Raw genomic sequence first — 25,125 nt, 5'->3', positions numbered from 1 at the left:
CCCACCCCCATCCCCTTTGTCCCCGCTTCCCATGTCACCCCCCACCCCCGAATCCTCTAATTTCCCAACCCTGCGGGAAGCCTCCCGGCCTTTGACCGCGCCCGCGCTTTAAACCGGGCCTCCCAGGCACTTACGCGACAGCTGAAAACGGACTTTCTCCTCAACCGTATCCGACTCAAAAAAGCAGGTTACCCCCATGCAGTTCAGCAAATTATTGGCAGCTCTTTCCACCCACCCGATCCGCCTGCAAATGGAAGACGGCGACCTGATCATCCTGGGTGACGACGACGCGCTGGATGACGCCCTATGGGACCAACTGATCGCCCACAAACCCCAACTGCTCGACCTCGTCGCCCAACACGGCGGCGACTGGCTCAGCCCGGCCTATCGCATCACCCCGGCCATGCTGCCCCTGGTCAACCTCGACCAGCCGGCCATCGACCGCATCGTCGCCGGCATCCCCGGCGGTACGGCGAAGGTGCAAGACATTTACCCCCTGGCCCCGCTCCAGGAAGGCATGCTCTATCACCACTTGTCCGCCCACCAGGGCGACCCCTACGTGCTCCACGCGCAGTTCGTGTTCGATAGCCGCGCCCGTCTTGAAGCCTTCGCCGAGGCCCTGCAATGGGTTATCGACCGCCACGATATCCTGCGCACCTCGATGGCCTGGGAACGCCTCGACGAACCCCTCCAGGTGGTCTGGCGCAAAGCCTCGCTGGTCTGCGAAGAAGCCCATCTCGACGGCGATGCACTGACCCAACTGCAAGCCCGCTACGACGCCCGTAATTACCGCATGGACCTCGGCCAGGCGCCGCTGCTGCGCCTGGTGTTTGCCGAAGACCCGCGCAACCAGCGGGTGGTTGCGATGCTGCTGTTTCACCACACCATCCTCGACCACACCGCCCTCGACGTGGTGCGCCGCGAGATCCAGCTGCACCTCGCCGGGCAGACCGAACAGGCCGGCGCACCGGTGCCGTTTCGCAACTACATCGCCCAGGTCCGCCACGGTGTCAGTGAGCAGGCCCACGAGGCATTCTTTCGCGAGATGCTCGCCGACATCGACGCGCCCACCTTGCCGTTCGGTCTCCAGGACGTGCAGGGCGATGGCCATGGCATCGATGAAACCCGCATCGCCGTCGACAGCGATCTAAGCCGTCGCCTGCGGGCCCAGGCAAGACCGTTGGGCGTCAGCCCGGCCAGTGTGATGCACCTGGCGTTGGCCCAGGTACTGGGCAAGGTCTCCGGCCGCGAAGCCGTGGTGTTTGGCAGTGTGATGCTCGGGCGCATGGGCGCAGGCGAGGGCTCCGATCAGGCCCTGGGTATGTTCATCAACACCTTGCCTCTACGGGTCGATGTGGGTGCGCAAAGCGTGCGCGACGGGGTGCAAACCACCCACAAGCGCCTGACCGAATTGCTCAACCACGAACACGCCTCGCTGGCACTGGCCCAACGTTGCAGCGGTGTGGCCGCACCCACGCCGTTGTTCAGTGCGATCCTCAACTATCGTCACAGCGATGCCTCGGACACTCAGGCCGTGATCGACATCGCCGAAGGCATTCAGGTGCTGGGCGCCGAAGAACGCACCAACTACCCGCTGACGGTCAACGTCGATGACCTGGGCGAGGGCTTTGCCTTCACCGTGATGGTGGACGCCGCCATCGGCGCCGCGCGTGTTGCCGATTACCTGCACACCGCCCTGGAAAACCTGGTGCTGGCTCTGGAACAGACGCCAGACGCATCGCTGCACAGTCTGAGTATCCTGCCCGCTGCCGAACGCCGGCACCTGCTGCACGGCCTCAACGCCGATACCGGGGACTACGCCGATTCAGCCCTGATCCACCAGCAAGTCGAAGCCCATGCTGCCAGCCATCCCGAAGCGGTCGCGCTGCGTTTCGAGCACGAACGCCTGAGCTACCGCGAGCTGAACGAGCGCGCCAACCAGGTCGCGCACTGCCTGCTCAAGCACGGCATTCGCCCCGACGACCGGGTGGCGATCTGTGTCGAGCGTGGCCTGGAAATGATCATCGGCCTGTTGGGTATTCTCAAGGCTGGCGCGGGCTACGTGCCGATCGATCCGGCCTACCCGCTGGACCGCATCCGCTACACCCTGCAAGACAGCGCGCCGTTGGCGGTGCTGGTGCAGGACAATACCCTCCACCTGGTGGGCGACGTCACACCGATTGATCTCAACAGCCTGCAGCACGAGCCCATCGTTAACCCCAACGTCGCGCTCAGCCCGTCGAGCCTGGCCTATGTGATCTACACCTCGGGTTCTACCGGCCTGCCCAAGGGCGTGATGATCGAACACCGCAACGTCGCGCGGCTGTTCAGCGCCACCGAGCACTGGTTCACCTTCAACGCGAATGACACCTGGGCGCTGTTTCACTCGTTTGCCTTCGACTTCTCCGTGTGGGAAATCTGGGGGGCGTTGATGCACGGCGGGCAGTTGCTGGTGGTGCCGCAACTGGTCAGCCGCTCGCCGGACGAGTGCTATGCGCTGCTGTGCGAAGCCGGAGTGAGCATCCTCAACCAGACGCCGAGTGCGTTCCGCCAGTTGATCGCGGCGCAGGGCCGCAGCCAGCAGTTGCATTCGTTGCGCCAGGTGATTTTCGGCGGTGAAGCCCTGGAGCCGGGCATTCTCAAGCCGTGGTACGCCCGGGTGACCAACGCCGGTACGCGCCTGGTCAACATGTACGGCATCACTGAAACCACCGTGCACGTGACCTACCGTGCGTTGGAGGCAGCGGATGCACAGTTGGTGGGCGTCAGCCCGATTGGCGTGCGCATTCCCGACTTGCAGTTGTATGTGCTGGACGCCCGCCGCGAGCCGGTGCCGATGGGCGTGGTGGGGGAGTTGTACGTCGGCGGTGCCGGCGTGGCGCGGGGGTATCTCAACCGCGACGAGCTGACCGCCGAGCGCTTTCTGGCGGACCCGGCGACCGGCCAGCGCCTGTACAAGACCGGTGACCTCGGCCGCCTGCTGGCCGACGGCAGTGTCGAGTACCTGGGGCGCAACGATGACCAGGTGAAGATCCGTGGTTTCCGTATCGAACTGGGGGAGATCGAAGCGCGCCTGGCCACCTGTGATGGCGTGCGCGAAGCCGTGGTGATTGCCCGCGAAGACGAGCCGGGCGACCAGCGCCTGGTGGCGTACGTGATTGCCCAACAGGGCCGCACGCCCACTGCCGCCGAACTGCGGGATCATCTGCTGCAGTCCCTGGCCGAGTACATGGTACCCAGCGCCTTCGTGCTGCTGGACACGTTCCCGCTCACCACCAACGGCAAGCTCGACCGCAAGGTCTTGCCGGCACCCGACGCCGAAGCCCTGGCCCGTCGTGGTTACGAAGCGCCACAAGGCAGCGTGGAAACCGCGATTGCCAATCTGTGGCAAGACCTGCTGAAGGTCGACCGGGTCGGGCGCCAGGACAACTTTTTCGAGCTGGGCGGCCATTCGCTGCTGGCGGTCAAATTGATCGAACGCATGCGCCAGCTGGAACTGAGCGCCGATGTGCGGGTGCTGTTCGGCCAGCCAACGTTGGCTGCGCTGGCCGCTGCGGTAGGCGGGCAACATGAAGTGCAGGTGCCTGCCAACCTGATCAGTGAAGCGACCCAGCGCATCACCCCGGACATGCTGCCGCTGGTGGACCTGGACCAACCGGCCATCGACCATATCGTCGCCAGTGTCCCGGGCGGTATCGGCAATGTGCAGGACATCTACGGTCTGGCCCCGTTGCAGGCCGGCATTCTGTATCACCACCTGGCGACCACCGAGGGCGATCCCTACGTATTGCAGGTGCAGTTCAGCTTCAACGGTCAGGAGCCGGTCGAGGCGTTTATCCGTGCGCTGCAAAGTGTGATCGAACGCAACGACATCCTGCGTACCGGCATTGTCTGGGAAGGCCTGGACGAGCCGGTGCAGGTGGTGTTGCGCCAGGCGCTGCTGGTGGTGGAGCAGATTGAGGTCGACCCTTCCAGCGACGTGCTCGCGCAACTGCAACAGCGCTTCGACCCACGCCACTACCGCCTTGACCTGTCCCGCGCCTCGCTGATGCGCTTTGCCTACGCCGAGGATCAGGGCCGCCATGTCGGCATCCTGCTGCTGCACCACATCTTGCTGGACCACACCGCGCTGCACGTGCTGGTGGAAGAAATGAGCGCGAGCCTTGCCGGCCACACCGAGCAACTGCCGGACGCCGTGCAGTACCGCAACTACGTGGCCCAGGCACGCCTCGGTGTGAGCGCCGCGCAGCATGAGGCGTTCTTCAGCGAGATGCTCGGTGATATCGACGAGCCGACCCTGGCCTTCGGCTTGCAGGACGTGAACCGTGACGGCAGCGGTGTGCGGGAAGCGCACGTGCCGCTGGATCCGGCCCTCAGCCTGGGCCTGCGCGAGCAAGCCCGGCAGTTGGGTGTGAGCGCCGCGAGCCTGGTGCACCTGGCGTGGGCGCACGTGCTCGGCCAGGTGTCGGGCCAGGACGATGTGGTCTTCGGCACCGTGCTGCTGGGCCGCATGCAAGGCGGCGAGGGCGCCGACCGGGCGCTGGGGATGTTCATCAACACCCTGCCGCTGCGGGTCAGCGTCGGCCCGGTGGGTGTGCAGGCCGGCGTACGCGCCACCCATGCGCGGCTGGCACAGTTGCTGGGGCACGAACATGCGTCCCTGTCCCTGGCCCAGCGTTGCAGTGGGGTGTCCGGTGCGTTGCCGCTGTTCAGCACCTTGCTCAATTACCGCCACAGCGCGCCGGGTGAAGCGCCGGGCGCCAGCCCGTTCGCCGACGCCGGGATCGAAATCCTCAGCTCCGAGGAGCGCAGCAACTACCCGCTGGTGCTCAACGTGGATGACCTGGGCACAGGCTTCGCCCTGACCGTACAAGGCGTGGCCGAGGTGGATGTGCAACGCGTCGGCGACTACATGCTCAGTGCCTTGCGCAACCTGGTGACGGCGCTGCAACAGGCGCCGACCACGCCGCTGCATCACGTGTCGATCCTGCCCGCCGCCGAGCGGCATCAAGTGCTGGTGGACTTCAACGCCACTGCCCGTGCCTACCCGGCTGCGCACACCGTGCACGGGATCTTCGAAGCCCAGGCCCTGACCAGTCCGGACGCGCTGGCAGTGGTGCACGGCCACGTGTCACTGACCTACCGCGAACTCAACCTGCGGGCCAATCGCCTGGCCCACTACCTGATCGATCAGGATGTAAAACCCGGCGACAGCGTGGTCATTGCGTTGCCGCGCTCCATGGATTTGCTGGTCAGCCAGTTGGCGGCCCTCAAGTGTGCGGCGGTCTACGTGCCGCTGGACGTCAATGCGCCGGACGAGCGCCAGGCTTTCATGGTGCAGGACAGCCATGCCAGGTACGTGCTGAATGACCTCGCCGCGCTGAACCTCGACACGCAGCCGACGCACAACCCGAACCTGGCCCAGTCTGCCGAAAGCGTCGCGTACATCATGTACACCTCCGGTTCTACCGGCGCGCCCAAGGGCGTGCAGGTGCCGCACCGCGCCGTGACCCGGTTGGTGATCAACAACGGCTACGCCGACTTCAATCACCGTGACCGGGTGGCCTTTGCCTCGAACCCGGCGTTCGATGCAAGCACCCTCGATGTGTGGGCGCCGCTGCTCAATGGTGGCTGCGTGGTGGTGGTCGAGCACGCCACGCTGCTGTCCCAGGCCGCGTTCGCCGCGTTGCTGCAGGAGCAATCCGTCAGCGTGTTGTGGATGACCGCCGGGCTGTTCCATCAGTACGCCGACGGCTTGATGCCGATGTTCCGCCAGTTGCGCTACCTGATCGTCGGCGGCGATGTGCTCGACCCGCAGGTGATCGGCCGGGTGCTTGAGCATGGCGCGCCGCAGCACCTGTTGAATGGTTACGGCCCCACCGAAGCCACGACGTTTTCCACCACGTACGAGATCAAGGCGCTGGGCAAGGGCGGCATTCCCATTGGTCGCCCCATTGGCAACAGCCGCGCCTACGTGCTGGACGCGCGGCAGCAGCCGGTGCCGTTGGGTGTGGTCGGCGAGCTGTACATCGGCGGGGCGGGCGTGGCCAAGGGGTACCTGAATCAGCCGCAACTGACCGCCGAGAAATTTATCGTCGACCCTTTCGGCGATGGCCTGCTGTACCGCACCGGCGACCTGGCCAGTTGGCAGGCGGACGGCACCTTGCTGTACCAGGGCCGCAATGACCATCAACTGAAAATCCGTGGTTTCCGGATCGAACCCGGTGAGATCGAAAGCTGCCTGGCGGCCGTTCCCGGCGTAAAAGACACCGTGGTGCTGGCCCGTGAAGACGAGCCTGGCGACAAACGCCTGGTGGCTTACTACACCGCCCAGGCGCCGTTGGGCATTGATGCGTTGCGCGCACACCTGCAAAGCCGACTGCCGGATTACATGGTGCCGTCGGCCTATGTCTGGCTGGAGCTGTTGCCGCTGACGGCGAATGGCAAGCTGGACCGCAAGGGCTTGCCGGCGCCGGATCAGGCGTCGCTGCTCAGCCGTGGTTTCGAAGCACCCGAGGGCGAGGTGGAAACCCTGCTGGCGCAGATCTGGCAGGACGTACTGAAGGTTGAGCGCGTCGGGCGCTTTGATCACTTCTTTGAACTCGGCGGCCATTCCTTGCTGGCGGTGAGCCTGATCGAGCGTATGCGCCAGGCCGGCCTGAGCGCGGACGTACGGGTGTTGTTCAACCAGCCAAGCCTGGCGGCCCTGGCCGCGGCGGTGGGCAGTGGACGGGAAATTGTCGTGCCGGCCAATGGGATTGCGCCGAACTGCCAGCGCATCACGCCGTCGATGCTGACCCTGGTCACGCTCGACCAGCCGGCCATCGAGCGCATTGTGGCCACGGTGCCCGGCGGCGCGGCCAATGTGCAGGACATCTACCCGCTGGCACCGTTGCAGGAGGGCATTCTTTACCACCACGTCAGCGCCGAACAGGGCGACCCTTATTTGCTGCAATCGCGCATGGCGTTTGACAGCGTCGAGCGTTTGCAGGCCTTTATGGGCGCGCTGCAAAAGGTCGTGGCGCGCCACGATATCCTGCGCACCGCCGTGGTGTGGGAAGGCCTGGACAGCCCGGTGCAAGTGGTCTGGCGCCATGCCGAGCTGGTGGTGCAGAACGTTGCGCTGGACCCGGCCGACGGCGACGTGATCGAACAACTGCATGCGCGCTTCGATGCCCGCCACTATCGCCTGGACCTCACCCAGGCGCCGCTGCTGCGCATGGTCTATGCGCAGGACCCGGCCAACCAGCGCGTCGCAGCCATCCTGCTGTTCCATCACCTGGCGCTGGACCACACCGCCATGGAAGTGGTCGGCCAGGAAATGCGTGCGTTCCTGTTCAATCAGGCCGATGCATTGCCGGTTGCGGCACCGTTTCGTACCTACGTGGCTCAGGCCCGTCTGGGTATCAGCGCTCAGGAGCACGAACAATTCTTCCGGGAAATGCTCGCCGACATCGACGCGCCCACGCTGCCCTTTGGCGTGCAGGATGTGCAGGGCGATGGCCGGGACATTGAAGAGGCCGAACGGCCGGTGGACGCGGCATTGGCGCTGCGGGTTCGCGAGCAGGCCCGGCAACTGGGGGTCAGCGCTGCGAGCGTGATGCACCTGGCGTGGGCCCAGGTGCTCGGGCGGGTGTCGGGCCGTCAGGACGTGGTGTTTGGCACCGTCTTGATGGGCCGCATGCAAGCGGGCGAGGGCGCCGACCGGGCGTTGGGCATGTTCATCAACACCTTGCCGTTGCGGGTGGAAGCGGGTGCCAGTGCCGTACGCGCCGGGGTCAAGGCAACCCATGCCCGGCTCAGCGCACTGCTCGGCCATGAACATGCATCCCTGGCGCTGGCCCAACGTTGCAGCGGTGTGCCCGCCTCGATGCCGTTGTTCAGCGCCTTGCTCAACTACCGCCACAGCACCCCGGGTGAAATGGCCCGCGACGGCCAGGGTATCTGGGAAGGCGTGCAGTTGCTCGGCGGCGAAGAGCGCAGCAACTACCCGCTGACCTTGAGCGTGGACGACCTGGGCGCGGGCTTCGGCCTGACGGTGCTGGCCCTGGAGTCCATCGGTGCGCAGCGCTTGTGCGACTACATGCACAGCGCACTGGAGCAACTGGTGGCCGCCCTTGAGCAAACCCCGGAAATGCCGCTGAATCAGCTGTCGGTCCTGCCGGCCGCCGAACGCGAAATGCTGCTTCGCACCTTCAACGCCAGCGTGCGCAACTACCCGCAAGGGCAGACCCTGCACGGCGCCTTCGAAGCCCAGGCCGAACGCCGGCCGCACGCGATTGCGCTGATCCAGGACGGCCAGCCACTGACCTATCAGGCCCTCGACCAACGCGCCAACCAACTGGCCCATCATCTGCTGGGACTGGGTGTGCAGCCCGACGATCGCGTGGCGATCTGCTGCCGACGTGGCCCGCAGATGCTGGTGGGCCTGCTGGCGATCCTCAAGGCGGGCGCCGCCTACGTACCGGTCGACCCGGCTTACCCGGCCGAGCGCATCGCTTACCTGCTGCAAGACAGTGCCCCGGTCGCGGTACTGGCCGAGGAGAGCACCCGTGGCGTGCTCGGTGATGTCGCCATCGTCGACCTGCACGGCACTTACGCCAACGCGACCCGTCCCCACGTCGCCGGCCTGACCCCGGCGAATCTCGCCTACGTGATCTACACCTCCGGCTCCACCGGCCAGCCCAAAGGGGTGATGGTGGAGCATCGCACCGTGGAAAACCTGGTGCATTGGCACTGCGAAGCCTTTGACCTGCATGCCCACAGCCACACCAGCAGCGTGGCCGGGTTCGGTTTTGACGCGATGGCCTGGGAAGTCTGGCCGGCGTTGTGCATCGGCGCGACCCTGCACCTGCCCCCCGCCCATGTGGGCAATGAAAACATCGACGAACTGCTGGCCTGGTGGCTGGCGCAGCCGCTGGACGTGAGCTTCCTGCCCACGCCGGTGGCCGAGTACGCCTTCAGTCAGAACCTGGAGCACCCAAGCCTGCGCACCCTGTTGATCGGCGGTGATCGCTTGCGCCAGTTCAGTGTCGAGCGACGTTTTGCGGTGATCAACAACTACGGCCCCACCGAAGCCACGGTGGTCGCCACCTCTGGCCGCGTGCACGCCGGCCAGGCGCTGCACATCGGCAAGCCGATGGCCAATGCCACGGTGTACCTGCTCGATGAGCAACAGCGCCCGGTGCCGGTGGGCGTGGCCGGCGAGCTGTTTGTGGGCGGCAGCGGCGTGGCCCGCGGGTACTTGAACCGCCCGGAGATGACCGCCGAGCGCTTCCTCGACGACCCGTTCAACCCGGGCCGTATGTACCGCACCGGTGACCTGGCGCGCTGGCTGCCGGACGGCAACATCGAGTACCTGGGCCGCAACGATGACCAGGTAAAAGTCCGTGGTGTGCGCATCGAACTGGGAGAAATCGAAACCCGCCTGGCCGCCGTCGATGGCGTCAAGGACGCCGTGGTGCTGGTGCGCGACGGCCGGTTGGTGGCCTGGTTCACCGAACACACCCCGTTGGACATCGAAACCCTGCGCGCCGAGCTACACAACCGGTTGCCCGAGGCGATGGTGCCGGTGGCCTACGTAAAACTCGACAGCTGGCCGCTGACCGCCAACGGCAAGCTCGACCGCAAGGCCCTGCCGGCGCCGGATCAGGCCGCCATGCTCAGCCGGGACTACGAGGCACCGAGCGGCGAAGTCGAAACCACCCTGGCGCGGATCTGGGCCGAGGTGTTGCAGGTGGAGCAGGTCGGGCGCCATGACCATTTCTTTGAACTGGGCGGCCATTCGTTGCTGGCGGTGAGTTTGATCGAGCGCATGCGCCAGGTCGGGCTGAGCGCCGATGTACGGGTGCTGTTCAGCCAGCCGACACTGGCCGCCCTGGCAGCCGCCGTGGGCAGTGGTCGGGAAGTGGTGGTGCCGGTGAATTCGATCCCGGCCGATTGCCAACGCATCACGCCGTCGATGCTGTCGTTGGTGGCGCTTGATCAGCCGACCATCGACCAGATCGTCGCCAGCGTGCCGGGTGGCGCGGCCAATGTGCAGGACATTTACCCGCTGGCGCCGTTGCAGGAAGGGATTTTCTATCACCACATCAGCGCCCAGCAGGGCGATCCGTACCTGCTGCAATCGCACCTGGCGTTTGACAGTGTCGAGCGTTTGCAGGCGTTTGCCCGGGCGTTGCAGTCGGTGATCAACCGCCACGATATCTTGCGTACCGGCGTGGTCTGGGAAGGTTTGCAACAGCCGCTGCAAGTGGTGTGGCGTGAGGCCCGGCTGTCGGTGCAGGCGGTACAGGTGGGCGCCGGTGATGTGCTCGCGCAGTTGCATCGCCAGTTTGATCCTCGCCATTACCGTGTACCGATGTCCGAGGCGCCGCTGGTTCGCCTGGTGTACGCCGAAGACCCGCTGCAACAGCGGGTGGTGGCTATCTTGCTGTTCCACCATATCGCCCTCGACCACACGGCGCTGGACGGCGTGCGCCACGAGATGCAAGCCAGCCTGCTGGGCCTGCCCGGCATCACGGATGTGGCCACGCCGTACCGCAATTACGTGGCCCAGGCGCGCCTGGGTGTGAGTGAGCAGGAGCACGAAGCGTTCTTCCGCGAGATGCTGGGTGACCTCCATGAGCCGACGCTGCCTTTCGGCCTTCAGGATGTGCAGGGCGATGGCAGTGCCATCGAGGAAGCCCGTGAAGGGTTATCGCCAGACTTGACCCGGCGCCTGCGGGCTCAGGCGCGGTTGCTCGGCGTCAGCACGGCCAGCCTGTTCCACCTGGCCTGGGCGCAGGTCCTGGCCTGCACGTCGAGCCAGGCCAGCGTGGTGTTTGGCACGGTGCTGCTGGGCCGGATGCAGGGCGGCAAAGGCAGCGACCGGGCGCTGGGGATGTTCATCAATACCTTGCCATTGCGGGTGGACGTCGGCGGCATCGGCGCACGTGCGGCGGTAAAGGCCACCCATGGCCGACTGACCACGTTGCTGGGGCACGAGCATGCGTCCCTGGCACTGGCCCAGCGTTGCAGCGGTGTGGCGGCGCCATTGCCGTTGTTCAGCGCCATGCTCAACTATCGCCATAGCGACAGCCAGCAAGCCCCGGTATCGCCGGCCTGGCAGGGCATCGAAACCCTGGCCAGCGAGGAACGCACCAACTACCCGCTGACCCTGAACGTGGATGATCAGGGCGACGGTTTCCGGTTGACCGCGATGACTCCCGCGCAGATCGGCGCGCAGCGGATCTGCGGTTATATGCAGGCGGCGTTGCACGGCTTGGTCGAAGCGCTGGAGCACGCCCCGCAACGGCCGCTGGATCAGCTGTCGATCCTGGGCCCGCAGGAGCGCGAGCAACTGCTGTCCGGGTTCAATGCGACCGAGGTTGCCTACAACCTCGATCAAACCCTTCACGGCCTGTTCGAAGCCCAGGTTGAACGCACGCCCGATGCGCTGGCGGTGAAGGCGGGTGACCAACACCTGAGCTATCGCGAGCTGAACGAGCGCGCCAATCAGTTGGCCCATCATCTGCGTGATCAAGGCGTGCAGCCCGATTCGCGGGTGGCGATTTGCGTCGAGCGTGGCCTGGAAATGGTCGTCGGCCTGTTCGCGATTCTCAAGGCGGGCGGCGGTTATGTGCCGCTGGACCCGGCGTACCCGCTGGAGCGAATCGCCTACATGCTGCAAGACAGCGCCCCGGCGGCGGTGCTGGTGCAGGGTGACACCCGCTCGTTGCTGGGTAACGTGACGGTGCCCGTGGTGGACCTGGGCCGGAACACCTGGCAGCACCAGCCTGCCTCCAACCCACAGGTTCCAGGGTTGACCGCGCAGCATCAGGCCTACGTGATCTACACCTCCGGCTCCACCGGCCAACCCAAGGGCGTGATCAACGAGCACGCGGGGGTGGTCAACCGCCTGCTGTGGATGCAGGACGCCTACGGCCTGACCGCCCGCGACGCGGTCTTGCAGAAAACCCCGTTCAGTTTCGACGTGTCGGTGTGGGAGTTCTTCTGGCCCTTGTTCACCGGCGCGCGGTTGGTGATGGCGCGTCCCGGCGGGCACAAGGATCCGGCGTACCTGTGCGAAGTCATCGAGGCGGAGCAGATCACCACCTTGCACTTCGTGCCGTCGATGCTCGATGTGTTCCTGGCCCATGGCGATGTCTCCCAGGGCGCGGGGCTGCTGCGGGTGATGTGCAGCGGTGAAGCCTTGCCGGGCAGCCTGGTGCGCCGCTTCAAGCAGCAGCTGCCAGGGATCGGTTTGTACAACCTCTATGGCCCGACGGAAGCGGCGGTGGACGTGACGGCGTGGAACTGCGCCAGGCCCGTGGTGCCGGACAACACCCCCATCGGCAAGCCGATTGCCAACACCCGCATGTACCTGCTGGACGCCCGGTTGCAGCCGGTGCCATTGGGGGTGGTGGGCGAGCTGTTCATCGGCGGCGTCCAGGTCGCTCGCGGCTACCTGCACCGCCCGGAACTCACGGCTGAACGCTTCCTCAAGGACCCGTTCAGCGCCGGCCGCCTGTACCGCACCGGTGACATCGGGCGCTACCTGCCGGACGGCAATATCGAGTACCTGGGCCGCAACGACGACCAGGTGAAAATCCGTGGCCTGCGCATCGAACTGGGGGAAATCCAGGCACGCCTGACCGAATACCCGCAGGTCAACGAAGCGGCGGTATTGGCCCGGGACGAACGGCTGGTGGCCTATTACACCGGCGTGCAGGCTGATATCGAACACCTGCGGGCACACCTGCTGGCGCGCTTGCCGGATTACATGGTGCCGGCGGTGTTTGTGCATCTGGAGGCCTTGCCCCTGAGCCCCAATGGCAAGCTCGACCGCAAGGCCCTGCCGGCGCCGGGTGTGGAGTCGCTGATCGTGCGTGAGTACGAGGCGCCGGTGGGCGACACCGAAATCTTGCTGGCGCGGCTGTGGGCCGAGCTGCTGAAGGTGGAACGGGTAGGGCGCTTTGACAACTTTTTTGAACTGGGCGGGCACTCGTTGCTGGCCGTCAGTTTGATTGGACGCTTGCGTCAGGAAGGCATGGAAGCCGATGTGCGGGGCCTGTTTGAACAGCCAACCCTGGCCGGCTACGCCGCAATTACCGAACGAATGGAGATCGTCCTGTGAGCATCATCGAACTGTTGGCGACACTCAAGGCCAAGGACGTGCAACTGGCGCTCAAGGGCGACCAGCTGTCGGTGCAGGGCAACAAACAGGCCCTGAGCGACCCGGCCCTGGTGGCCTCGCTGCGTGAACACAAGCCCGCGCTGATCGAGCTTATCCAGGCCGGCGAATACTCGGCCACCAAGGCCGGTGAAGTGGAGGTGCCGGCCAATGGCATTCCCGTGGGCGCCCAGCGAATTACCCCGGCGATGCTGACGCTGTCGAGCCTGAGCCAGGCCTCGATCGACCGCATCATCGAGACCGTCGACGGTGGTGTCGCCAACGTGCAAGACATCTACCCGCTGGCGCCGCTGCAGGAAGGCATTCTTTATCACCATGTGAGTGCCGGGCACGGCGACCCGTACATCATGCAGTCGCAGTTCGCCTTCGACAGCCTTGAGCGTTTCAAGGGGTTTGCCCAGGCGTTGCAGGGCGTGATGGACCGCCACGATATCCTGCGCACCGCCGTGATCTGGGAAGGTCTGGAGGAACCCTCGCAAGTGGTGTGGCGTACGGCCCGATTGCCCGTGCAGGTGATAGAGCTGAACCCTGCCGACGGTGATATCGCGGCCCAGTTGCATGCACTGTTTGATGGCCGGCATTACCGCCTGGACGTCACCCGTGCACCGCTGGTGCGGCTGGTCGGTGCGTGGGACGCAGCCCGCCAGCGCATGGTCGCCTTGCTGTTGTTCCACCACATGGCCCTGGACCACAGCGCCCTGGACGTGGTGCGCCACGAAATGCAGGCGTACTTGCAGGGCCGCGCGGATCAGTTGGGCCACGCGGTGCCGTTTCGCAACTACGTGGCCCAGGCGCGCCTGGGGGTCACTGAACAGCAGCATGAAGCGTTCTTTCGCGAGATGCTCGGCGACATCACCGAGCCGACCTTGCCGTTTGGCTTGCAGGATGTGCAGGGCGACGGCCAGGATATTGCCGAAGTCGACTGGCCGTTGCCGCCGGCGCTCAACCAGCAACTGCGGGCCCAGGCGCGCCAGTTGGGGGTCAGCGCCGCCAGCCTGTTCCATGTGGGTTGGGCACAGGTGTTGAGCGCCTTGGCAGGCAAGGCGCAGGTGGTGTTCGGTACGGTGCTGATGGGCCGCATGCAGGGCGGTCATGCCACGGACCGGGCCCTGGGGATTTTTATCAATACCTTGCCGTTTCGGGTGGATGTCGGCACCGAGGATGTGCGCGCCGGGGTCAAGGCCACCCACGCCCGGCTGACCACTTTGCTGCGTCATGAGCATGCCGCCCTGGCCCTGGCCCAGCGTTGCAGTGGCGTGGCCGCGCCGACGCCGCTGTTCAGTGCGTTGCTCAACTACCGCCACAGCGGCGCGGGCACCAGCACTGAAGCGCAGTCAGCGTGGCAAGGCATCGAGATTTTGAGCTCCGAGGAGCGCACCAACTACCCGTTGACCCTGAGTGTGGATGATGTGGGGGACGGTTTTATCCTGCGCTTGCTTGCGAGCACCCAGGTTGATCCGCAGCGGGTGTGCGGTTATCTGCAAACCGCTTTGGAAAACCTGGTGCAGGCGCTGGAACAGGCGCCCGCCACCCCTCTGAACCGCCTGTCGGTGCTGCCCGAGTCCGAGCGGCGGCACTTGCTGGAGCAGCTCAACGCCACAGCCGTCGACTTTCCTCAGGGCACCACCCTGCACGGGCGCATCGAAGCGCAAACCCTGCGGACCCCGGACGCGGTGGCTGCGGTGTATGAAGGCCGCCAGCTGACCTACGCCGAACTGAATCAACAAGCCAACCTGCTGGCCCATCATCTGCTGGCACTGGGGGTGAAACCCGACGATCGCGTGGCCATCGTCGCCCGGCGTGGTCTGGACACCCTGGCCGGGTTGCTGGCGATCCTCAAGTCCGGCTCCTGCTACGTGCCGGTGGATCCATCGCATCCGGCCGAGCGCCTAAGCTACCTGCTTATCGACAGCGCACCGGTCGCGGTGCTGACCCAGCAGGCACTGCTGGAACGCCTGCCCGCGCTCGACGTGCCGGTGATCAACCTGGACCGCTTCACCTGGCATCACCATTCGGCCAGCAACCCGCACGTCGCGGTCACACCGTCCAGCCTGGCCTACGTGATCTACACCTCCGGCTCCACCGGCCTGCCCAAGGGCGTGATGGTGGAGCACCACACAGTGGCCAACCTGGTGGACTGGCATTGCAGCGCGTTTGACCTGTGTGCAGGCCGGCATACCGCCAGCGTCGCCGGGTTCGGTTTTGACGCGATGGCCTGGGAAGTCTGGCCGGCCTTGTGTGTGGGCGCGACCTTGCACCTGCCGCCGGCCCACGACGGCGCCGAAGACATCGACGCGCTGCTGGACTGGTGGCGCGCGCAACCGCTGGACGTGTGCTTCCTGCCCACCCCGGTGGCCGAATACGCGTTCAGCCAGAACATCGAACACCCGACCCTGCGCACCTTGCTGATTGGTGGCGACCGCCTGCGCCAGTTCACCCGGGCCCAGCGTTTCGAGGTGATCAACAACTACGGCCCCACCGAAGCCACGGTGGTTGCCACCTCCGGCCGGATCGAGCCCGGGCAGCCGTTGCACATCGGCAAACCCGTCGCCAATGCCACGGTTTACCTGCTGGACGAACAGCAGCGCCCGGTGCCGCTGGGGGTGGCCGGTGAGCTGTATGTGGGCGGCAAGGGCGTGGCGCGGGGTTACCTCAACCGCCCTGAGATGACTGCCGAACGCTTTCTGGATGACCCGTTCAGCCCGGGCCGCCTGTACCGCACCGGCGACCTTGCGCGTTGGTTGCCGGACGGCAATATCGAGTACCTGGGCCGCAACGACGACCAGGTGAAAATCCGTGGTGTGCGCATCGAACTGGGGGAGATCGAAACCCGCCTCAACCAGTTGCCCGGTCTCCAGGAAGTGGTGGTACTGGCCCGTGAAGACCAACCCGGCCAGCCACGGCTGGTGGCTTACTTCACCGAAAATCCGCAGTTCGAGGCCCTTGAGGTGGGCGAGATTCGTGCCCATCTGGTGGCGCACTTGCCGGATTACATGGTCCCGGTGGCCTACGTAAAACTCGACGCATTGCCCCTGACCGCCAACGGCAAGCTGGACCGCAAGGCCTTGCCAAAACCGGACCTGGCTGCCGTCTTCACCCGCGAATACGAGGCGCCCCACGGCGACATCGAAACCGTCCTCGCGCAGATCTGGGCCGAGGTGTTGCAGGTGCAGCGCGTCGGGCGCCAGGATCATTTCTTCGAACTGGGCGGCCATTCGTTGCTGGCCATGCGCATGGTGTCCCAGGTGCGTCAGCAACTGGGAGTCGACCTGGCGCTGGGCGAGTTGTTCGCCAATCCCGAGCTGGCAGCGGTCGCGCAGGTCTTGGCCCAGTCCGGGCGCAGCACCTTGCCCGATATCCTGCCGGCACCTCGCGACGCGGTCCTGCCGTTGTCGTTTGCCCAGCAACGCCTGTGGTTTCTGGCGCTGATGGAAGGGGCCAACACCGCCTACAACATCCCCATTGGCCTGCGCCTGCGCGGGCAGTTGCATGTCGAGGCGCTGCAACGGGCTTTGGCACGGATCGTCGCGCGGCATGAGACCTTGCGCAGCCGTTTCGCCCAGCAGGACGATGACGCCCAGGTGCTGATCGTGCCGCCTGAAGAGGTGATGCCCCTGCAAGTGCAGGACCTGCGTCGTCACCCCGAAGCGCAACAAGTGCTGGACGCGTTGATCCAGGGCGAAGCCTCGGCACCGTTCGACCTGCAACGCGGCCCGCTGCTGCGCGGGCGCCTGGTGATCATGGCGGACGATCATCACGTGTTGCTGCTGACAATCCACCATATCGTGTCCGATGGCTGGTCCATGGGCGTACTGACGCGCGAGCTGATGGCGTTGTATCAGGCCTTCAGTCGCGGTGAAGCCGACCCGTTGCCGCCGTTGCCGATCCAGTACAGCGACTTCGCCGTATGGCAGCGCCTGTGGCTCAGCGGCGACGTGCTGCACCGCCAAAGCAGCTACTGGCAACAGACCCTGGCCGGTGCGCCGGCCTTGTTGATGTTGCCCACCGACCGTCCGCGTCCGGCCCAGCAGGATTACGCCGGCAGCACTGTCGAGGTGCGCCTGGATGAACGCCTGACCGCCGGGCTCAAGGCCCTGAGCCAGCGCCATGGCACCACGCTGTACAGGGTGATGATGACCGCGTGGGCCTCGTTGCTGGCGCGGCTCGCCGGGCAGCAGGAAGTGGTGATCGGCTCGCCGGTCGCCAACCGCCAGCGGGCCGAGGTGGAAGGTTTGATCGGGCTGTTCGTCAACACCCTGGCCGTGCGTATTGATACCTCGGGCGAGCTGAGTGCCGAGGCGCTGCTGGCGCGGGTCAAGGCGCTGACCCTGGACGCCCAGGCCCATCAGGACTTGCCGTTTGAACAGGTGGTGGAAATCACCCGGCCGCTGCGCAGCCTGGCCCATAGCCCGCTGTTCCAGACGATGTTGACCTGGCAGGACAGCGACGCGCCGGTACTGGCCCTCGGCGATTTGAGTCTTGAAGGGATCGTGGAGGACAGCCACTTTGCCAAGTTCGACCTGTCCCTGAACCTCGGCGAGGCCCGGGGCGAAATCCGCGGCACGCTGGAGTACGCGATCGCGTTGTTTGATGAGTCGACGATGCAGCGTTATGTCGGCTACTTCACCCGTGTGCTGCAGGCGATGGTCGATAACGATCAGGCGGTGCTGGAGCACGCGGATTTGCTGGAGGATCAGGAGCGCGAGCACCTGTTGTTCGACTTCAACGACACCGCCGTGAATTACAACCTCGACCAGACCCTGCACGGTATGTTCGAAGCCCAGGTGGAGCGCACGCCCGATGCGCTGGCGGTGAAGGCGGGCACCCGGTGCCTGAGCTATCGCGAGCTGAATCAGCGCGCCAATCAGTTGGCCCATCACCTGCGCGAGCTGGGCGTACAGCCGGATTCGCGGGTGGCAATCTGCGTCGAACGCGGCCTGGAGATGGTCATCGGGTTGTTTGCGATTCTCAAGGCGGGCGGTGGTTATGTGCCGCTGGACCCGGCGTACCCGCTGGAACGTATCGCCTACATGCTCAAGGACAGCGCCCCGGCCGCCGTGCTGGTGCAGGGCGACACCCGTTCGCTGCTGGGTGAGGTAACGGTGCCCGTGGTGGACCTGGACTGGACCACCTGGCAGCAACAGCCGCTGATCAACCCGCAGGTCGACGGATTGACCGCGCAGCATCAGGCTTACGTGATCTACACCTCCGGCTCCACGGGCCTGCCCAAGGGCGTGATCAACGAGCATGGCGGGGTGGTCAACCGTTTGCTGTGGATGCAGGACGAGTACGGGCTCACCGCGCAGGACGCGGTGTTGCAGAAAACCCCGTTCAGCTTTGACGTGTCGGTGTGGGAGTTTTTCTGGCCGCTGTTCACCGGCGCCCGGTTGGTGATGGCGCGCCCTGGCGGGCATAAAGACCCGGCTTACCTGTGTGAGGTGATCGAGGCGGAGCAGATCACCACGCTGCACTTTGTGCCGTCGATGCTCGACGTGTTCCTGGCCCACGGTGATGTCAGCCAGAGTGCCGGGCTGGTGCGGGTGATGTGCAGCGGTGAAGCCTTGCCCGGCAGCCTGGTGCGCCGCTTCAAACAGCAGTTGCCCGGCATCGGTTTGTACAACCTCTACGGCCCGACTGAAGCGGCAGTGGACGTGACGGCGTGGGACTGCACCGGGCCCGTTACACCGGACAACACCCCCATCGGCAAACCGATTGCCAACACCCGCATGTACCTGCTGGACGGGCAGATGCAGCCGGTACCATTGGGCGTGGTGGGCGAGTTGTTTATCGGCGGTGTGCAAGTGGCGCGGGGTTATCTGCACCGTCCCGAACTCACCGCCGAACGCTTCCTCAAGGACCCGTTCAGTGCCGGCCGGATGTACCGCACCGGCGACGTCGGGCGCTACTTGCCGGACGGCACTATCGAGTACCTGGGCCGCAATGACGACCAGGTAAAAATCCGTGGCTTGCGCATCGAACTGGGCGAGATCCAGGCGCGACTGCTGCAATACCCGCAACTCCACGAAGCCGCGGTGGTGGCCCGGGATTCACGCCTGGTGGCGTACTACACCGGCGTGCAGGCCGACATCGACGCGCTGCGCAACCACCTGTTGGAACACCTGCCGGACTACATGGTGCCGGCAACCTTCATGCACCTGGATGCCTTGCCGCTGAGCCCCAATGGCAAGCTCGACCGCAAGGCACTGCCGGCGCCGGGCCTGGAATCGGTGATCGCCCGGGAGTACGTGGCGCCGGTGGGCGAGACCGAAATCACCCTGGCCGGCCTGTGGGCGGACCTGCTCAAGGTGGAGCGGGTGGGCCGTCACGACAACTTCTTCGAACTCGGCGGCCACTCGCTGCTGGCCGCCAGCCTGATCGGCCGCATGCGCCGGGCCGGGCTGTCGGCGGATGTGAAGGTGTTGTTTGGTCAGCCTACGCTGGCGGCGTTGGCCGCTGCGGTGGGCGGTGGCCGTGAAGTGGCGGTGCCAGCCAATGGCATTACGGCGGATTGCACGCGGATCACCCCGGACATGCTGACGCTGGTGACGCTTGAGCAACCCGCCATCGACCGCCTGGTGGCGAGCATTCCCGGCGGCGCGGCCAACGTACAGGACATCTACCCGCTTGCGCCGTTGCAGGCCGGGATCCTGTACCACCACCGCGCGGTGCAGCAAGGTGATGCGTACCTGTTGCAGGCACAGTTCGCCTTTGCCAGCGTCGAGCGCCTTGAAGCGTTTGCCCAGGCGTTGCGGGCGGTGATCCAGCGCCAGGACGTCTTGCGCTCGTCGATGCACTGGGACGGGCTGGAAGAACCGGTTCAAGTGGTGTGGCGCCAGGCGTCGTTGCAGGTCGAGGCGATTGACGCGGCGGGCGATGTGCTGGGGCATTTGCAGGAGCGCTTCGCTCAGCATCGGCTGAACCTGGCCCAGGCACCGTTGATGCGCCTGGTGTACGCCGAGGACCCGGCCAACCAACGGGTGGTCGCGTTGTTGCTGTTCCATCATGTGGTGATGGACCACGTTGCCCTGGAAGTGCTGCAGCACGAAATGCAAGCCTGCTTGCTGGGCCGGTGCGAGCAGCTGGGGGCGGCGGTGCCGTATCGCAACTATGTGGCGCAGACGCGACTGGGCATGCGTGAGGAAGAGCACGAAGCGTTCTTCCGCGAAATGCTCGGTGATATTGATGAACCGACCTTGCCACTCAACGCCGCGGATGAACCGAAGCATGCACGCCTGAGCGTCGACTCGCTGTTGAGCCAGCGCCTGCGTACTTTGGTGCGTCATCTGGGGGTGAGTGCTGCGAGCCTGATGCACCTGGCCTGGGCTCAGGTGTTGGGCAAGGTTTCCGGGCGCGAGCAGGTGGTGTTCGGCACGGTATTGCTGGGCCGGTTACAGGGGGGTGAAGGGGCCGAACGCGCGCTGGGGGTGTTCATCAACACCCTGCCGCTGCGGGTCGATCTAGGTGAGCGCAGCGTGCAATCGGCGCTGATGGCGACCCACGCGAGCCTGACCCAACTGCTCAGTCACGAACATGCGCCGTTGACCCTGGCCCAGCGTTGCAGCGCGCTGCCGGCCAATACGCCGCTGTTCAGCGTGCTGTTCAACTATCGCCACAGTGCACCGCACGCCGGCGGTGAGGCTGAGGCCTGGCAGGGCATGCAAGTGCTCAAGGCCGAGGAACGTACCAACTTTGCACTGTCGCTGAGTGTGGATGACCTGGGCGACGGGTTTGCCTTTGATGCCATGGGGCAGGGCGCGCCACGCCTCTGTGAGTACCTGCATGTCGCCCTGGAACAGCTGGTGCAGGCCCTTGAACAGAACGCCGGGGTTGCGATCCGCCAACTGTCGATTCTGCCGTCGTCGGAGCAGGAAAAGCTGCGGGTGGCATTCAACGCCACCCAACGTGAATGCCCTCACGAGCACACCGTTCAGCGCTTGTTCGAAGCCCAGGCCCAGGCGCGCCCGAACGCCATCGCCGTGGTGCATGGCGAGCACGCCTTGAGTTACGGCGCGCTGAACACCCGCGCCAATCAGTTGGCCCATCACCTGCGCACCCAGGGCGTGCAGCCCGGCGACCACGTGGCCCTGCTGCTGCCGCGCTCGGTTGACCTGCTGCTCAGCCAACTGGCGATCCTCAAGTGCGCAGCCGCCTATGTGCCGCTGGACATCAACGCCCCGGCCGAACGCCAGGCGTTTATGGTGCAGGACAGCGGCGCGGTCTGGCTGTTGACCCACAGCCGTGAGTCCATTGATTACCCGGCACGGCGTATCGACGTCGACACCCTGGCGCTGGACCCGCAACCGAGCCACAACCCCGACCTGTCACAGTCCTCTGAGCGCGTGGCGTACATCATGTACACCTCCGGTTCCACCGGCACCCCCAAAGGCGTGCTGGTGCCACACCGGGGCATCACGCGGCTGGTGATCAATAACGGCTACGCCGATTTCAACGCCCATGACCGTGTGGCGTTCGCCTCCAACCCGGCGTTCGACGCGAGCACCATGGACGTGTGGGGGCCCTTGCTCAACGGCGGGCAGGTGCGGGTGATCGACCATGCCACGTTGCTCGATCCAGGCGCTTTTGGTCGCGCGCTGAAGGCGGGCGGGGCGACGATCCTGTTCGTCACCACCGCGCTGTTCAACCAGTACGTGCAGCTGATTCCCGACGCCCTGGCCGGGCTGCGCATTCTTTTGTGTGGCGGCGAACGGGCTGACCCGGCGGCGTTCCGCAGCTTGCTGGCCCAGGCGCCGGCGGTGCGTCTGGTGCACTGCTACGGGCCGACGGAAACCACCACCTACGCCACCACGTATGAAGTGCAGGCCCTCGCCGCCGATGCCGAAAGCGTGCCCATAGGCCGGCCGATTTCCAATACGCAAATCCATGTACTGGACGCTCACTTGCAGCCGGTACCGCTGGGTGTGGCCGGGGAAATCTGCATCGGTGGGCACGGCGTGGCCAAGGGGTACCTGAACCGGCCTGAGCTGACGGCCGAAAAGTTTGTCGATGACCCGTTTGGCGAGGGTTTGCTGTACCGCACCGGTGACCTGGGGCGCTGGTCGGCGGATGGGCTGCTGGAGTGCATCGGGCGTAACGACGATCAGGTGAAAATCCGTGGCTTCCGCATCGAGTTGGGCGAAATCGAAGCACGCCTGGCGACCTGCGTGGGCATCAAGGAGGTGGTGGTGCTGGCGCGGGAGGATGAACCGGGGGACAAGCGCCTGGTGGCGTATTACACCGGCGAGCCGCTGGCCATCGATGTGCTGCGCAGCCACCTGCTGCAGCACCTGCCGGACTACATGGTGCCGTCGGCCTATGTCGCGTTGGAAAAAATGCCGCTGACGGCCAACGGCAAAGTCGACCGCAAGGCCCTGCCGGTGCCCGCGCTGGAGGCGCTGGCCAGCCGCGTATTCGAAGCCCCGGCGAATGAGCTGGAGCAGACCCTGGCCCGACTCTGGGCCGAGGTGTTGAGGCTGGAACAGGTCGGTCGGCATGACAGTTTCTTTGAGCTGGGTGGGCATTCGTTGCTGGCGATTCGGCTGGTCAGCCTGATGGAAGAGGCGGGGCTGGCGGTGTCGCTGGCAGAGCTGTTCCAGCATGCCAGCGTGGCCTCGGTGGCCTCGATGCTCGGCCAGCGCACAGTGTGGGCGCAGGACAGCGCGCTGATCACCGTGCGCGCCGGCGGCAGCCAGCCACCGTTGTTCCTGGTGCATGAGTTCAGCGGCATGGACGTGTACTTCCCGGCGCTGGGTCGGCATCTTCCGGGTGACTACCCGATCTACGGCTTGCCCGGCGCGCCCCTTGGCGAGGCGCAGTTGCAGACCATGGAAGGGTTGGCGGCGCGGCTGGTGGGGATCATTCGTTCAGTGCAACCCCATGGGCCGTATCGCCTCGCGGGTTGGTCGTTCGGCGGGGTGTTGGCCTATGAAGTGGCGATGCAACTGCAGGGGCTGGACGAGCCGGTGGCGTTCCTTGGGTTGATCGACAGCTATGTGCCGCGCATGACCGACCAGGGCAAAGCGCGCTGGGCCGGGCCGGATGCCCTCAAGCGGCATTTGCGGCTGCAGTGCACGGCGTATTGGAAGGCACAGGGAGGTGTGGATGAACTGGCGAGCCTTGGGCAACTGGACGCGGAAATTGGACAGCTGGACTTTGCGGGGTTGCTGCAACGTTGCCGCGATCGGCATCTGTTGTACGCGCAGATGGCGGCGGCAACGGACGCGGATCTATTGAGCTTTATCGAACGGGAAGTCGGGCACGGGCATGCGTTGGCGCATTACAGCCTGTTCCCGATGCCACTGGCGGTACACTTGTTCAGCGCTGCCGAGCGGCCGACGGAACTGTCGCGGCGCAGCCTGGATCTGGGATGGGATGAGGCGCTGGCCGTGGGCCAATTGCGCCGCATTGAAGTACCGGGGGATCACCAGAGCATGATGCAGGCGCCGCATATCCAGGCGCTGGGGCAAGCGTTGGGCGAGGCCCTGGCGTTGAGTGAGGCACCGGGTGTGGTGGTGCACCAGCCGTTGTTGCGGATCCAGGGCGGGCGCACCGGGCAGGCACCGATCTTCTGCGTGCCGGGAGCGGGGGACAGCGTGACCGGGTTTGTGGGCCTGACCGAGGCGTTGGGCCGGGACTGGCCGGTCTTTGGTTTGCAGCCGCGCGGGCTGGATGGGGAGGCGGTGCCTCACAGCCAGGTCGAGGCGGCGGCGCGTTGTTATTTGCACGCGCTGGAGCAGGAGTGCCCGCAGGGGCCGGTGCATTTGGTCGGGCATTCGTTTGGCGGTTGGGTGGTGTTTGAGATGGCCACGCGGTTGCAGGCCCAGGGGCGTGAGGTGGCGTCGTTGACGTTGATCGACAGCGAGGCGCCTGGGGGAAATGGGGTGGAGGGCAGGCCCTATACCACGACGGCGGCGTTGTTGCGGTTGGTGGAGTCGATGCAGATCGCGTCGGGTAAGTCGCTGGGGATTGATGCGGTGGATTTTGCCGGGCGCGATGAAGTGGAGCAGCGGCGGTTGTTGCATGGGGGGATGGTCGGGGTTGGGCTGTTGCCGGCGCGGTCTTCGGTGGACGCGATGGATGGGCCGGCGCGGACGTATGCCTCGGCGTTGCGCACGGTTTATCGGCCTGTCCGGCGGTATGACGGGCCGGTGCGGCTGGTGTTGGCGGAGGATCCGACCCTGGATGCGGCGGGGAATCTGCGGGAGCAGGGGTTGATGGTTGAGGGGTGGCGCGGGCATGTTGGGGGGTTGGAGGTTTGGTATGGGCCCGGGAATCATTTTTCGCTGCTCAAGGCGCCGAATGTGTTGAGTTTGGCGGCTTGGTGGCGGGATGGGGTTTTTGTTGGGGAGCGGGTTTTGTGAGTGTACATATCCGTTTCTGCGGTAACGGCCACTTAGGGTTCCGCTCTTACAGCGGGTCACTTTGGAAAAGCCCCAAAGTAACCAAAGGGCTCTGCCCCGCCTGTCGGCGCCTCGCTAAGGCTCGGCGTTCCCTCACTCCGGCATTGCTCCGCGGGCCGCCGCGACGGGGCGTCCCTGCCCCGTCGCGGCTAAACCGGCGTCCTGCCGGTTTACCCGCTCCTCAATCCCTGCGTTCGGCCTCGGGCTTATTGGGGCAGTCAGATCAAGATCAAAATCTACAGCACAGCGGCCTACAGGCCGGCTTGAGTGGTAGGAGCAAAGGCAAGAGCGGCTTTTTTGTAGGAGCTGGCTTGCCGGCGATGCAGACACCTCAGTGCATCAGGCAGACCCATTTGATGCCATCGCTGGCAAGCCAGCTCCTACAGGTGACCGTGCCCGCTTTAGATTTTGATTTTGCTTTTGCTTCACACCACTCAAGCCGGCCTGTAGGCCGCTGTGTTCTTGATCTGCTTTTGATTTTGATCTTAGGCGCCCCGTTAAACCACGCTGGCCGAACGCAGGTAGTACGGAGCGGGTAAACCGGCAGGACGCCGG

At 65.4% G+C, this 25,125-nt stretch carries 2 protein-coding genes; both read left to right on the top strand.

What is annotated here, in order from left to right:
- The first annotated feature begins 196 nt into the window (after positions 1-196).
- Positions 197-13,117, top strand: coding sequence for a non-ribosomal peptide synthetase (locus JFV30_RS17605; RefSeq protein WP_201124759.1), 12,921 nt, complete (start codon positions 197-199; stop codon positions 13,115-13,117).
- Positions 13,114-24,531, top strand: coding sequence for a non-ribosomal peptide synthetase (locus JFV30_RS17600; RefSeq protein WP_201124758.1), 11,418 nt, complete (start codon positions 13,114-13,116; stop codon positions 24,529-24,531). The genes JFV30_RS17605 and JFV30_RS17600 overlap by 4 nt, the downstream gene beginning before the upstream one ends.
- Positions 24,532-25,125: the final 594 nt, after the last annotated feature.

This window comes from Pseudomonas sp. TH32, assembly GCF_016650855.1.
GTDB lineage: Bacteria > Pseudomonadota > Gammaproteobacteria > Pseudomonadales > Pseudomonadaceae > Aquipseudomonas.
This window is presented reverse-complemented; position numbering and strand designations above follow the sequence as displayed.